The organism is Chryseobacterium sp. JV274 (genome assembly GCF_903969135.1).
In the GTDB taxonomy this organism is placed as follows: Bacteria; Bacteroidota; Bacteroidia; order Flavobacteriales; family Weeksellaceae; genus Chryseobacterium.
Map to the genome: position 1 here is coordinate 683749 of NZ_LR824569.1, position 13459 is coordinate 697207.

At 36.2% G+C, this 13459-nt stretch carries 13 protein-coding genes and 1 other RNA gene; 1 reads left to right on the plus strand and 13 read right to left on the minus strand.

Annotated features, from left to right (window positions below; genetic code table 11):
- Window positions 1-12 precede the first annotated feature (12 nt).
- From CHRYMOREF3P_RS03170 to CHRYMOREF3P_RS03195, 6 genes are all read right to left on the minus strand, one after another.
- Window positions 13-924 carry a hypothetical protein gene (locus CHRYMOREF3P_RS03170; protein ID WP_077417053.1) on the minus strand — a complete coding sequence of 304 codons (912 nt, stop codon included), beginning with the start codon at window positions 922-924 and terminating at the stop codon, window positions 13-15.
- Window positions 925-942: 18 nt separating this feature from the next.
- Window positions 943-2658, minus strand: coding sequence for a phospho-sugar mutase (locus CHRYMOREF3P_RS03175; protein ID WP_180563847.1), 1716 nt, complete (start codon window positions 2656-2658; stop codon window positions 943-945).
- 180 nt (window positions 2659-2838) lie between these two features.
- Entirely contained in the window at window positions 2839-3540 is a 702-nt protein-coding gene (locus CHRYMOREF3P_RS03180) for a GIN domain-containing protein (RefSeq protein ID WP_077417047.1), read from the minus strand.
- A gap of 196 nt (window positions 3541-3736) precedes the next feature.
- Window positions 3737-4120: a lipocalin family protein gene (locus tag CHRYMOREF3P_RS03185; RefSeq protein ID WP_077417045.1), complete on the minus strand. Its 384-nt coding sequence runs from the start codon at window positions 4118-4120 to the stop codon at window positions 3737-3739.
- Between the two features lie 196 nt (window positions 4121-4316).
- A complete protein-coding gene (locus tag CHRYMOREF3P_RS03190) occupies window positions 4317-5267 on the minus strand; it encodes a glycosyltransferase family 2 protein (RefSeq protein WP_077417043.1) in 951 nt (316 codons plus the stop codon).
- A gap of 16 nt (window positions 5268-5283) precedes the next feature.
- Window positions 5284-5886 carry a DUF4199 domain-containing protein gene (locus CHRYMOREF3P_RS03195; RefSeq protein ID WP_077417041.1) on the minus strand — a complete coding sequence of 201 codons (603 nt, stop codon included), beginning with the start codon at window positions 5884-5886 and terminating at the stop codon, window positions 5284-5286.
- A 131-nt stretch (window positions 5887-6017) separates the two neighbouring features.
- Between CHRYMOREF3P_RS03195 and ffs the strand changes: the two genes are divergently transcribed.
- An RNA gene (gene ffs, locus CHRYMOREF3P_RS03200) (signal recognition particle sRNA small type) lies at window positions 6018-6115 on the plus strand.
- Between the two features lie 116 nt (window positions 6116-6231).
- On the opposite strand, the gene CHRYMOREF3P_RS03205 is transcribed toward ffs, so the two are convergent.
- The 7 genes from CHRYMOREF3P_RS03205 to gyrA all read right to left on the minus strand — a co-directional run bounded on the left by CHRYMOREF3P_RS03205 (window position 6232) and on the right by gyrA (window position 13454).
- Window positions 6232-6918, minus strand: coding sequence for a metal-dependent hydrolase (locus CHRYMOREF3P_RS03205; RefSeq protein WP_077417039.1), 687 nt, complete (start codon window positions 6916-6918; stop codon window positions 6232-6234).
- 68 nt (window positions 6919-6986) lie between these two features.
- The gene (locus CHRYMOREF3P_RS03210; protein WP_077417037.1) at window positions 6987-7274 is read right to left on the minus strand and encodes a hypothetical protein; all 288 of its coding nucleotides are present in this window, start codon (window positions 7272-7274) and stop codon (window positions 6987-6989) included.
- A gap of 5 nt (window positions 7275-7279) precedes the next feature.
- Window positions 7280-7726, minus strand: coding sequence for an SRPBCC family protein (locus CHRYMOREF3P_RS03215; RefSeq protein WP_180563848.1), 447 nt, complete (start codon window positions 7724-7726; stop codon window positions 7280-7282).
- 17 nt (window positions 7727-7743) lie between these two features.
- A complete protein-coding gene (gene menA, locus CHRYMOREF3P_RS03220) occupies window positions 7744-8673 on the minus strand; it encodes a 1,4-dihydroxy-2-naphthoate octaprenyltransferase (protein ID WP_180563849.1) in 930 nt (309 codons plus the stop codon).
- 72 nt (window positions 8674-8745) lie between these two features.
- Entirely contained in the window at window positions 8746-9582 is an 837-nt protein-coding gene (locus tag CHRYMOREF3P_RS03225; RefSeq protein WP_077417031.1) for a 1,4-dihydroxy-2-naphthoyl-CoA synthase, read from the minus strand.
- A gap of 221 nt (window positions 9583-9803) precedes the next feature.
- Window positions 9804-10838: a tetratricopeptide repeat protein gene (locus tag CHRYMOREF3P_RS03230; RefSeq protein ID WP_180563850.1), complete on the minus strand. Its 1035-nt coding sequence runs from the start codon at window positions 10836-10838 to the stop codon at window positions 9804-9806.
- 30 nt (window positions 10839-10868) lie between these two features.
- Window positions 10869-13454 (minus strand): DNA gyrase subunit A, encoded by a 2586-nt coding sequence (gene gyrA / locus CHRYMOREF3P_RS03235; RefSeq protein ID WP_077417027.1) that lies wholly within the window; start codon window positions 13452-13454, stop codon window positions 10869-10871.
- Window positions 13455-13459 lie beyond the last annotated feature (5 nt).

Below are 13459 nucleotides of genomic sequence, written 5' to 3' on the forward strand. Positions count from 1 at the left end.
TTTAAATTTATATTATCGTTCTCCATTGATCTTTTCATCTATTTGATCTACCGGCGTTTGCGCATCAAAAAGAGTAATTATTTCTTTTGCTTTTTTTGCCGTATTGGAATTCGGATATTTTTTAATAATCCTGTTGAATTCCGCTCTGTTTTCATCGTTTAGTTTTCCTGTTCCTTTGTCCTGATCTCTTTCGTAAGTGGGTGTATTATCCATTCCCAAAAGATAATCAGACAAATATATTTTATAATCCTGTTCTACAGCTTTTAAAAGGTTACTCTTAGGATATTTCTTCATGAAATTTTCCCAAAACATGAGCCTGTCTCCAAGCTGTTCCCAGGTAATTATCAGTCCTGCATCTGCAGCATAATTGGATTCACTTTCTTTATCAGTCTGTGAAATGTAGACTTCATAATCAGGAGTTACCTTATTTTTAAACAGAGAAGAATAATATCCGGGCACAGTCCATATTTCAGTCATCCCTTCTCCTACTTCCCTGAACTCAAGGCCTTCTTTTTTCAGTTCTGAAGCTATTTTTTTAACATTGTCCGGCAAATTGTACTGATCCTTATCATAGTTATAATAATTCACATATTTATCTAAAATATCAGTATGTAAGCTCATCAGACATTCTGTATACTTTCCTCTTATTTTTAAATAATCTTCGTATACATTGTCATTCTGCTCCGGACTGTTTCCAGCCATTTCTTTTTCGATTTTTGTACGGTACCATTGAAGTGATGTGATATAATCCTCCGTTTTATGAGCTGGAGAACATGCTGTATCTATCGGTTTGTACTGATCTTCTTTGGTTTCTGTAGTAGCAATCGAATCATTTTCAAGTTTTGTCTCTGAAACTGCAGTTTCCTTTTTACAGGAAACTACAGCTGCAGAAAGCAGGCAAACCGCTATTATTTTTTTAATCATCTACTATTTTTGGGGAAATTAATCCAGTTTCAAATCTGTTTTAACGGCCCCTATTTTAGTTTCCAATGATTTTAATTTATCTCTGAAATCCGTTTCTGAAGTAATAGAATCCTTCACTGAAACATAGAACTTGATTTTTGGTTCTGTTCCTGAAGGTCTTACGCATACTTTTGTTCCATCCTGTGTGTAATAAATCAATACGTTGGACTTTGGAATATCATTCATTACTTTTTTCTCGTTCGTAGAAATGGTAAGGCTTGTCTGTTCTTTGAAATCCTTTACTTCTTCCACTAATGATCCTGCCAATTCTTTTGGAGGGTTTTCACGGAAGTTTTTCATCATATTCTCGATCTCTTCAGCGCCTTCTTTTCCTTTTCTTACAATGTTGATTAATCCTTCGTAATACATTCCAAGATCTTCATAGATCTCGATCATGTACTGATACATTGTTTTTCCGTTGGCTTTGCACCACGCTGCAATTTCGCAAGCTAAAAGGATACTTCCACAAGAATCTTTGTCACGAACGAAATCTCCGGTCATAAATCCGAAACTTTCTTCACCTCCACACACAAATTTTTGTGTTCCTTCTGCTTCACGGATCATTTTTCCGATCCATTTGAATCCGGTAAGACCTACTTTGCACTCTACTCCGAATTTCTGAGCGATATCAAAGAAGATATCTGAAGTTACAATCGTAGAACCTATAAATTCTTTTCCTGTAATTCTTCCTTGTTTTCTCCATTCATTCAGGATATAGTAGGTAAGAATGGTATTGGTCTGGTTTCCGTTCAACAGCTGCATTTCACCATCAAGATTTCTTACCGCAATTCCCAATCTGTCACCATCCGGGTCTGTGCCAATCACGATATCTGCATTCGTAATTCTTGCAAGATCCATTGCCATTTCCAATGCTGCAGGCTCTTCCGGGTTTGGAGAATCTACAGTAGGGAAATTTCCGCTTGGGATCATCTGTTCTCTCACAAGATCTATTTTTTTGAATCCTGCTTTTTCAAGTGCTTTAGGAACAGTGGTATATGTTGTTCCGTGGATTGATGTGAAAACTATATTTAAATTTTCTTTTCCAACATTCTGATAGGTAGAGTTTTCAATACATGCATCGATATATACATCGTCCTGCTCCTCTCCGATCCACTCGATAAGATCATCATTTCCGTTGAATTTAATTTCTTCAAACTTTACAGAATACACTTCATTGATAATGGCTTCATCATTAGGCGGAACAATCTGAGCTCCGTCATTCCAGTATACTTTATAACCGTTGTATTCCGGCGGGTTATGAGAAGCTGTCAATACAATTCCCCCGTTACATTTTTTATCACGTACTGTGAAAGACAATTCCGGAGTGGGTCTGTGATCTTTGAAAAGCAGTACTTTGATTCCATTGGCTGTCAAAACATCAGCTACCAGCTTTCCGAATTCTTTTGAGTTATGACGAACATCATAAGCAATAGCTACTTTGATCTCTTCTCCTTTGAATTGCTGCAGCATATAGTTCGCCAATCCTTGCGTAGCCTGTCCTAATGTATATTTATTCAAGCGGTTGGTTCCTACTCCCATTATTCCACGCATTCCTCCTGTCCCGAATTCCAGTTCTCTGTAGAAAGAATCTTCCAGATCTGGAGAATTGCTGTCAATCAGTGATTGTACAGCCTCTCTTGTTTCTTTATCGAAGGTATCACTTAACCAAAGTTTCGCTTTTTCTAGTGTATTCATATTTATGTCTAAGTTTTTTAAGCTGGAAGAGAGAAGCTGGAGGTTATATCATGCCTAGCTTCAATTCCGGCTTTATTTTATTTTTATATTATTTTATTTTATCAATTTTGTTGGAAGCAAATTTCTAATTTTGAAAACAAAAGGTATGAAAACTAACATTCCTCCCATCTTCCAGCCAAACTACTCTAATTTCTTATTTTCAACTTTCGTTGTTTTCTCTATTTTAAAAGCTCTGATAGGGTCGTTGTAATAGATAAATTTTGCAGTATTCTGAATATGTCCTTTTAAAGAATCTTTTACATTTACTTCTGCATAATTCCCGTTTTTAGAGTCGATATTCAAATTGGTAATTTTCCAGTATGGAGCAATTAAACTTGCTGTATCTGAAATCTTTATAACGGCATCTTTGGACAATCCAAGGAAATTGGCGCGGCTTCTGTTGTGCATTTCCACCTCTGCTCTTCTGGTATTTACAGACCCCATGAAGCTTGCATTATTTTTCATGCTAAGTCTGAAATTGTCTGTCTTTATTTCACTTGAAATATTCACTTCCACAGAATCAGAAACAGCTACTTTTTCCAGGTTATATTTTGAATAAATTGTTACATTATAAAAATCCACTCCTTTAGTACCTCTTTTTTCTTTGATGAAAAGGGTCTTATCTTTTACATCCACATCAAGGTTATTAGCAACATTCGGATAGGTTTCTATTTCCACAAAATTCTTAGGCCCTTTGGCATAAAATACACGGAATTTCCCTTCCAGATCAAGGTTTACAAACTCCGAAACATCCACATCCTTCTTTTCAATATTTCCTTTCGGAGAAACTTTTCCACAGGAAACTACTGCCATCAGCATTAATGTGTATACAACTTTTTTCATATTTAATTTTAAATATTCTATATTATAACCGTAACGATCTTTACTGAAAATCTATAAAAGGTTTTTCATGTCTCTCACAGGACTTTCAATATTATTTTAAACAAAAATAGGATTAAAATTTCTAAAAATCTTTGTCTTTTGACAATAAAATACCTGATAATTTTCAATTTTTTGCTTTTCAGAAAAAGACTATTTCTTATTTCTCCTTTCCTCTTACTTTTTTATAAAACCATGTTTTAGGACTTCCGGCCATTGAAAATAAAAGCAGGTAATCTTTACTGATATTAGAAATTCTCATGGATGTTACTTTTTCATCACCATGATACTTCATTTTCAACAAATTATTTTCTATCTGATAAGTCCCGTTATTCCCAATCGAACTGAAAGTTTTATCCCGATAAAAAGTGAGAATTCCTGTTCCGTATCTGGAATTGTTTGTCTTGGTCTTCAACGTATCCGTCTGACGGATTTCTCCGTCATAAATATCAATAAACTCCCAGGAACCAGAAAGTTTGTTAGATGAGCAGGAGGCTGTAAAAAGTAAAAGAAAATAAAAAAGAATAGGTTTGAGGTTAAACATGAAGGTTAAAAGTTTTTATAAATTACAAAAAGCACCCTGCTGACAGAGTGCTTTCATTTATTAAGATAAATTTTTATAATTAATTGTGGTGTACTATTATTTAGCTTAAAAACCACTAAGTACACTAATTTTATACACTAATATCACAAACACCAATAGTGTCATTTGTGAAACATTTGCATCATTAGTGTTTAAATTATATCACTTCATCAATATTATAATTCTTGTGTTCGCGGTTCGTTCTGATAATCATTTCTCCTAAGAATCCTGCTACAAACAGAAGACTTCCCAAAATCATCATTGTTAAAGCAATAAAGAACCAAGGATTATTGGTAATTAAATGTCCGTAAATTCCTCTTGCAACATCAATCAATTTTGAAATTCCCAGCCAAAGTGCAGAAAGAAAACCAACAATAAACATTAAAGTCCCTACTGCTCCGAAGAAATGCATTGGTCTTCCTCCAAAACGACTTACAAACCAAAGAGTTATCAAATCCAGAAAACCTCTTACAAATCTTTCAGTTCCGAATTTTGAAGTTCCGTAAGGCCTTGCCTGATGCTGTACTTCTTTTTCAGTAATTCTTCTGAAGCCTGCATTGGCAGCTAATACCGGAATATAACGGTGCATATCTCCGTAAACATCTACAGATTTTACCACCTGCTTTTTGTAAGCCTTCAAACCACAGTTGAAGTCATGAAGATAAACTCCTGAAACTTTTCTTGCTGCTGCATTGAATAATTTTGACGGAATATTCTTCGTCATTACATTATCAAAACGCTTCTTTTTCCAACCGGAAACGATATCGTAGTTGTCATGGATTACCATATTGTACAGTTCCGGAATTTCTTCAGGGAAATCCTGCAAGTCTGCATCCATGGTAATAACTACATCTCCGTTTGTTCTTTCAAAGGCTGCATGAAGAGCCTGAGATTTTCCATAATTTCTGGAAAATTTAATAGCGTGGATCTGAGGATACTGAACTTTCATATTCTCAATAATGCTCCACGACAAATCCGTACTTCCATCGTCTACAAACCAGATTTCATAAGATAAATCGTTGGTTGTGCATACTTTATCGATTCTTGAAAAAAGCTCTTCCAAAGAGTCTTCTTCGTTCAGTAACGGAATAACTATAGATAAATTCATTTAATTTTAATAAAAATTAGGCTTGATTTGTTTCTTCGGGCTGATGTATTGTTCTTGTTCTGAAAAATGCTCCGAAAAACACCGACAAAACTACGTAAAATATAAGAATTGCTGCAAAGTATCCTGAAAAATGACTTGCGGTAAGCATATCTTTTCCTTTAACCGCCTCTGGAGTGAAGCTTTGTAATCTTTCTATGTACTTCTGATCCAGCTCATCAATATCTTTCTGATGCTTCAGAATTTTTCTTGCAGAGGTGTATTCTGTATCCAATTCTGATTTTTGTCTCTGAACATATTGGTAGTTCAACAGCTTTTTGGCCGCCGGATCTACAAAGTTTAAAAAGGCATAAATACTGAAAATGGAAAGAATTCCTCCGACAAACATCGGAACGAATGCTCTTTTGAAAGCTTCTTTGAATTTTACTACTCTATGGTTGTTCCAATAGGATTTTACAGACCAGAAAGCAGCCCCCGCATAGAGAAGAGGCAAAACAAAAGCGTTGGCTTTCAGAGAGATATCAAAATAATTGATTCCTGAGAAAAAAGTGTATACTACAAAGAAAACGATCATTGTAGCGATAAAAAGTATAATTCCTAGTGTTGATGGACTTTTCGTCATATTTAAATTTTTAGAAAAAAGTTGAAAAATTTTCCCTCTAAATGTCAAGTGTTTAGCTTTACCACGGCATTTTTTCGACTAATTTTCTTTGATAAAGTTTTGAAGTTTATAAAATATTCCTACCTTTGCAACGGCAAGTCCTAAACAACCAGCTCCTGAGAATCCTCCAGGGTGGGAACGCAGCAAAGGTAATTGGTCGTAGCGGTGTGATTTAGGTAGCTTGCCATTTTTTTTTGGTTTAAAGTGAGAAGAGAGGTAATTTGATAATTATCTTTTTTTGTTTTTAATACCTTACGCATCATTTTCATTTTTCTAATTTTTCAGATTACCTATTCCCGTTATTGATTAAAACTCGAATGTCTCGCCTAATTTTGGTAAAACAAGTTCTACATTTTTATCTGCAAAATGTTTTAATGCACTTTCATGATTGATCTCAATTGCCGGGAAAGTATCAAAGTGACATCCGATTACTTTTGGAGTTTTCAACAGTTCTGCAGCGGCAAAAGATGCTTTTCTAGGGCACATTGTGTAGTGGCTCCCGATTGGAAGGATAGAAAGATCAATGTTTCCGTATAATCTCGGGAACAGCTCCATATCTGCCATTACTCCTGTATCTCCTGCCAAATAGATATTCTTACCTTCAGGCAATCTGAAGATATACCCTACAGGAACGCCACCATAGCTTCCATCAGGGAAAGAACTTGTATGATGAGCCGGAACCATGGAAATTTTAAGATCGTCAATTTTTGCAGATCCTCCTAAGTTCACATCGTCTCTATTTTTAGCCTGTTGAAAATAACCGCATACTTCTGGTACTCCAATGATGGTAGCTTCCGGATAATGCTGCAATACTTCTGCTACATCGGCAATATGATCACCATGTGCATGAGTCAACAGGATGTAATCAATTTTCTGAGCAGAAATATCAAAACCTGATTCTGCTTTTTTGTAATTGTAAAAAGGGTCGCTCAAAATTGTTTTGTCCTTGTACGTAAACAGGAAGCAATTTTGCCCTAAGAATTGTATTTTCATTTTAAATTTAGTTTAAAATTTTGAATAATGATGTCTCATCCCTTTAAGGAAAAGAATCATCTTTTTATTTAAGAACATCCCATGGGTGGCTTTATAAAAAACTCATATATCAACAGACATGTGGGTATTATTATTAAAATCTGGAGACCCAATAACGGTTTCATTATTTGTACTTTCCCGATTAATACATAAAAAGCTAACACAGCATTAGAAATGATAATCAAAGTAACCAAGGCAGGAATGAAATCAATTTCAAAAACTGACATACCCCCCATTAACTCTTCTATCAAATAATAAATAAGTAATAAAGCTAAAACAATAGACAGACAAGAAGTTATCTTTAAAGCAGTCTTCATGTGTTCTATTTTTGCGGGAATTTATCTTCAATCAGTCTGAGATTAATTCCATGTTCCAGATATGCTTTACAGCCGTCTAAAACCGTCGTAAAACCTCCTGTATTGTCATTAATTACTTTTAACAGATCTTCACCTGTCTGGCTGAATCCGTAGCTTTTAATCACAACAAGAGTGCCTTTTTCCATGGTTTTGAATTCATAATCTACGTTCGTTGAAGGCTCTCCCCACTCTGTTTTGATCAGTTGGTATGGGATGACCTGATGTACATTTACTACGTTTTTTACTCCGTACATTTCCCATTCCCAGATAACTGTTTTACCTTCTTCTAATTTTCCGGTAGATTTTGTGAACCAGAAATGAGTTGTTATTTCAGGATTGATAAATGCTTCAAAAACATCTTCAACCGGTTTCCTGATAAGCATTTGAGCTTCAACATAGACATTAGAACTCATGGTATAATATTTTAGATTTAGTTAAATAAATTAAGTCCGGCTGCTGTAAGAATTGCCATTACAAACGTCATGATGCCTACCTGCTTTAAATACTGGTCTAATTCTTTTGGCTCTTTTACCGATAAAATCTTTCTTCTCAGTTTTGATAGTGGGATCAACAGAATCATTACGATGAAAACGTAATAGTTTTGCTGCTGCATAAATCCGTTTATTCCTAAAAACGCAAGAATCAGCAATAAAGGAAGCTGTAACAGGACCATTTCATAGATCATTGCATTTCTGAATCCCATTCTTAAAGCAAGGCTGTTTTTTCCTGAAAGTTTATCACTTTCAATATCTCTCATATTGTTCAGGTTAAGAACTGCCATACTCATCATCCCAACAGCTGTTCCAGGTAATAGCATATCCCAGCTGAAAGTTTTCGTGAATAAAAAGTAACTTCCACATACAGAAACAAGTCCGAAGAAGATAAACACGAAGATATCTCCCAGCCCCATGTATCCATATGGTTTTTTACCTACTGTATATCCAATTGCTGCCAGAATACTTGCTACTCCCAATCCTATGAAAATATAGAATTCATTTATGTAGTTTGGAATGAAAGCCACATACAATAAAGCAATAGTAGCAATGAAAGATAATGCTGCGAAAAGGATCACTGCATTTTTCATCTGTTTAGCCGTAATTTTTCCTGATGCTACAGCTCTCGCTTCAGCTTCATTGATTCTTTTGGCGTCGGTACCTTTTACTCCATCACCATAGTCATTGGCATAATTTGATAAAATCTGGTATAAAAGTGTTACCAAAAGGGCCAGAGCAAAAATTTTCCAGTCCCAGATTCCACCTTCTCCGTAAAGTCTCCATTTTGCAATGAAAGCTCCCATAATAATTCCGCTTAAGGAAAGCGGTAAAGTTCTTAGCCTTGCGGCTTTTATCCAATCAGTCATATAATTATAATTGATAATTGATAATTGATAAATGATGATTGAGCGATCATTTATCAATTATCAATTATATTTTTAAGATATCCATTGATCTTCTCCGAAGTTCGGTTTTCTTTTTTCAAGGAATGCATTTCTTCCTTCTTTAGCTTCTTCAGTCATGTATGCTAAACGGGTTGCCTCTCCTGCAAATACCTGCTGTCCTACCATGCCATCGTCTGTAAGATTCATGGCGAATTTCAGCATTCTGATAGACATCGGAGATTTTCCTAAAATTTCTTGTGCCCATTCGTAAGCTGTATCTTCTAATTCTGCATGCGGAACTACTTTATTTACCATTCCCATTTCAAAAGCTTCCTGAGCGGAATAGTTTCTTCCTAAAAAGAAGATTTCACGGGCTTTTTTCTGACCTACCATTTTAGCAAGGTAAGCAGAACCATAACCACCATCAAAGCTTGTCACATCAGCATCTGTCTGCTTGAAGATTGCATGTTCTTCACTTGCTAAAGTTAAATCACATACTACATGAAGTGAGTGTCCTCCACCAACTGCCCATCCCGGAACCACTGCGATAACCACTTTCGGCATGAAACGGATCAAACGCTGAACTTCAAGAATATTTAAACGGTGTCTTCCATCTTCTCCAACATATCCCTGATCTCCTCTTGCTTTTTGATCTCCTCCACTACAGAAAGCCCAACCTCCGTCTTTTGGACTTGGTCCTTCTCCTGAAAGTAAAACAACACCTATTGAGGGGTCTTCAGAAGCGTCATAAAAAGCATCATATAATTCTGAAGTTGTCTTTGGCCTGAACGCATTACGTACTTCCGGTCTGTTGAAAGCAATTCTTGCTACTCCGTTAGATTTTTTATAGGTAATATCTTCGTATTCCTTGGCGGTTTTCCACTCGATCATCTTATAAAAATTTTTCTCAAAGATACGGAATTACAGAGAAATTCTCTGTGTGAAATTCACCCATCATTTCAATAAAGAAGAGAAATTTTGAATGAAAAATTTCTGCTTGTAGATATTGAGTAAGAATGTGTTTTTCAGAATGGGCAACGGACTCTGTTTTCTTAAAAAATAAAAGCCGGAACATTGCTGTTCCGGCTTTTTATAGTTAAGTTATCAAATGATTACTTAGCAGCTGCACTAAGCTCAGCTTCTTTAGCTTTCATTTCTTTAACTTTTTCAATGTTTTTAGTTACTACATAAATTTCCTTCAATGCAGAAACAGCGTCAATACTCTTTGGATTTGCTTTATACCATCCTTCTGCGTATGGTAATGCTTTTCCAAATCTTTCTCTTCTTGCGTCGATCAATTTAGAAGCTTCATCCGGCTTGTCTTTTCTCAATGCATTGATCTCTCCTACTACTTTAGCATCATCACCAATAGTTGTATACACTAAGTTCTGATAAGCATCAGAGAAATCAGGTTTAAGTTCAATTGCTTTTTTAAATGCTTCTAAAGCATCATTAACAGTAGCAGGATTTTTAGCCTGCATTACCCCAAGATTATACCAATTTGTTGGATCGTTAGGGTTCTTAGCTAGTTGTTCTTTCAATCCGGAAACGAATTTATCTGTATTTCCAGACTGAAGATATGCTGTAGTCTGAGCTTCTTTAAGTTTAGCACTGTTTGGAAATTTAACTAATCCTTTTTCGATAACAGCAAGAGCTTCAGGTCCTTTTTTCGCATTAAGAAGTAATGAAGCCAGAGTTTCATATAAATCTCCCTCTATACTTTTAGTCTGCTCTGTTTTGAAATCAGTATAGTCAGCATTCTTCTTCATAAGCTCCCAAGTCGCTTTATCAAGATTCACTACCTGTCCTGTTTTCTTTTCTTTTGCAGTATAAGTTGTTTCTACTCCTGTAAATCCGGAATTAACAAGGTCTGTATATATTTTGATAGACTGGTCACTGTTATTTGCTAACGCATGGCTAAGTCCTGCATAATACATATATATTTTGTTGTCCTGACCACTAGATTTCAACAAGTCATAAACTTCTATAAACTTAGGTGCTGCAGCTGCATAGTTTTTTGCATTATATGCATCCATAGCAACCTTATTAGCTTCCTGAAGCTGGGCATTCAATGCAGCTGCATCTTTTTTCTGCCCAAAAGCAAAAGCAGACGCTACGATAGCCATTCCTAAAATTAGTTTCTTCATAATAACTATTTTATATTTATATTGTACAATTTATTCTTCAGAATCAGAATTCTCATTTTCCTCTGCTGGAGTTTCATTTTCAGCCTGAGGTATTGTATTGTCTTCCTGGTTATCAGCTACAATGTCTGTTCCTTCTTCAATTTCTTCAGAATCTTCTTCTACATCTTTGTCCATTGCTACTTTTGCGATGGCTGCAATTTCGTCATTTTTCTTAAGATTGATCAGTTTTACTCCCTGAGTATTTCTACCCATTACTCTCATTTCATCCATTCCCATTCTGATCGCAACACCGGATTTATTGATAATCATCAATCCATCTTCGTCTGTTACATTTTGGATAGCAATCAGGTTTCCTGTTTTTTCGGTAATGTTCAGGGTGATAACTCCTTTTCCTCCTCTGTTGGTAATTCTGTAGTCTTCTACTGCAGTTCTCTTTCCATATCCTTTTTCAGATACTACAAGTACTGTTTCGTTTTCTACATCGTTCACAACAATCATACCAATAGCTTCATCATTGTCTTCCATCGCAATACCTCTTACCCCGATAGATCCTCTACCTACCTCTCTTACCTTTTCTTCAGGGAAGCGGATACATTTACCATTTTTGGTAGCAATCATGATCTGAGATGTTCCATTGGTAAGGTAAGCACCTAATAACTGGTCATTATCCCTAATCTCGATAGCATTTACCCCGTTTACTCTTGGTCTTGAATAAGCTTCTAATGATGTTTTCTTGATAGTACCGTTTTTGGTAACCATCACAACACTCATCTGATTTACATATTCTGAATCCTTCAGGTTGTTGGTTCTGATATAAGCTTTGATCTTATCATCCGGTTCAATATTGATAAGGTTTTGTACCGCTCTTCCTTTTGCTGTTCTGGAGCCTTCCGGAATTTCAAATACTCTTAACCAGTAGCATCTTCCTTTTTCTGTAAAGAATAACATATACTGGTGGTTGGTGGCAGAAACGATATATTCAAGGAAATCGGAGTCTCTTGTTGTTGCTGCTTTATTTCCTACACCTCCTCTACTTTGAATTTTATATTCTGAAAGGGAAGTTCTCTTGACATATCCTGCGTGAGAAATGGTAAGAACTACAGCTTCGTTCGGGATAATATCTTCGATAGACATTTCTCCTCCTGAGTAATCAATTTCTGTTCTTCTTTCGTCTCCGTATTTTTCTTTGACTTCGATCAATTCATCTTTAATGATCTGGAATCTTCTTGGCTCATTGGCTAAGATATCTTCCAGATTTTCAATCTCTTTCATGATTGCGTCATATTCATCACGGATTTTATCAAGCTCCATTCCTGTTAAACGAGCCAATCTAAGATCAAGGATCGCCTGAGCCTGAATGTCTGAAAGTTCAAATGCCTCAATAAGGCCTTCTTTTGCAGCCTGAGGGTTTGCACTGTGACGGATAATAGAAATCGCTCTGTCTAAAGAATCCTGAGTTCCGATTACTTTCATGAACCCTTCAAGGATATGTGCTCTTTCTTTTGCTTTCTTAAGTTCAAACTGAGTTCTCCTTACGATTACCTCGTGTCTGTGCTCTACAAAGTGATGAATGATATCTTTAAGATTCAGCTGCTCCGGTCTTCCGTGTACCAATGCAATATTGTTTACACTGAAAGAAGTCTGAAGTGATGTATATTTATATAATAGGTTAAGAACAACATTCGGGATAGCATCGTTTTTCAATTCATAAACAACACGAAGTCCTTTTCTGTCCGATTCGTCTCTGATCTCGTGGATACCAGGGATTTTCTCATCTTTGACAAGCTCTGCTGTTCTGGCGATCATTTCCGCTTTGTTAACCTGATAAGGAATCTCGCTAACAATAATAGCGTTTCTGTTTCCAATTTCATCAAAGCTAACCTTAGCTCTTAAAACAACTCTACCTCTTCCTGTGTGGAATGCATCTCTTACTCCATCATAACCGTAGATAATACCTCCTGTAGGGAAATCCGGTGCAATGATGTGCTGCATCAGCTCGTCTATTGTAATTTCCTTATTATCAATATAAGCGCAGATAGCATCTACAGACTCAGATAAGTTGTGTGGCGCCATATTAGTTGCCATTCCCACTGCAATACCAGAAGTACCGTTTACCAAAAGGTTCGGAATTTTAGTTGGCATTACTGTCGGTTCCTGTAAACTGTCATCGAAGTTATTCTGGAAATCAACTGTTTCTTTGTCTAAGTCTGAAAGCACCTCATCAGAGATTTTTTTCAATCTTGCCTCAGTGTAACGCATTGCTGCAGGCGGGTCACCGTCCATTGAACCAAAGTTACCCTGGCCGTCAACCTGAGGATAACGTAAGCTCCAGTCCTGGGCCATTCTTACCATAGCATCATATACAGAGGAATCTCCGTGGGGGTGATATTTACCCAAAACATCCCCAACAATTCTCGCAGATTTTAAATATTTTCTATTAGAAAACACCCCTAATCCATACATACCATAAAGTACTCTTCTATGAACAGGTTTTAAGCCGTCTCTTACATCCGGCAACGCTCTTGAAACGATAACGGACATCGAATAATCGATATAAGACGACTTCATTTCATCAACAATGTTGATAGGAATCAGTCTTTCTCCTTCTTTTTGCATAAACA

Excerpts from the sequence above, each read along its gene's own strand:
- CHRYMOREF3P_RS03170 (WP_077417053.1), bottom strand. The coding sequence starts at position 924 with ATGATTAAAAAAATAATAGCGGTTTGCCTGCTTTCTGCAGCTGTAGTT.
- CHRYMOREF3P_RS03175 (WP_180563847.1), bottom strand. The coding sequence starts at position 2,658 with ATGAATACACTAGAAAAAGCGAAACTTTGGTTAAGTGATACCTTCGAT.
- CHRYMOREF3P_RS03180 (WP_077417047.1), bottom strand. The coding sequence starts at position 3,540 with ATGAAAAAAGTTGTATACACATTAATGCTGATGGCAGTAGTTTCCTGT.
- CHRYMOREF3P_RS03185 (WP_077417045.1), bottom strand. The coding sequence starts at position 4,120 with ATGTTTAACCTCAAACCTATTCTTTTTTATTTTCTTTTACTTTTTACA.
- CHRYMOREF3P_RS03190 (WP_077417043.1), bottom strand. The coding sequence starts at position 5,267 with ATGAATTTATCTATAGTTATTCCGTTACTGAACGAAGAAGACTCTTTG.
- CHRYMOREF3P_RS03195 (WP_077417041.1), bottom strand. The coding sequence starts at position 5,886 with ATGACGAAAAGTCCATCAACACTAGGAATTATACTTTTTATCGCTACA.
- CHRYMOREF3P_RS03205 (WP_077417039.1), bottom strand. The coding sequence starts at position 6,918 with ATGAAAATACAATTCTTAGGGCAAAATTGCTTCCTGTTTACGTACAAG.
- CHRYMOREF3P_RS03210 (WP_077417037.1), bottom strand. The coding sequence starts at position 7,274 with ATGAAGACTGCTTTAAAGATAACTTCTTGTCTGTCTATTGTTTTAGCT.
- CHRYMOREF3P_RS03215 (WP_180563848.1), bottom strand. The coding sequence starts at position 7,726 with ATGAGTTCTAATGTCTATGTTGAAGCTCAAATGCTTATCAGGAAACCG.
- menA (WP_180563849.1), bottom strand. The coding sequence starts at position 8,673 with ATGACTGATTGGATAAAAGCCGCAAGGCTAAGAACTTTACCGCTTTCC.
- CHRYMOREF3P_RS03225 (WP_077417031.1), bottom strand. The coding sequence starts at position 9,582 with ATGATCGAGTGGAAAACCGCCAAGGAATACGAAGATATTACCTATAAA.
- CHRYMOREF3P_RS03230 (WP_180563850.1), bottom strand. The coding sequence starts at position 10,838 with ATGAAGAAACTAATTTTAGGAATGGCTATCGTAGCGTCTGCTTTTGCT.
- gyrA (WP_077417027.1), bottom strand. The coding sequence starts at position 13,454 with ATGCAAAAAGAAGGAGAAAGACTGATTCCTATCAACATTGTTGATGAA.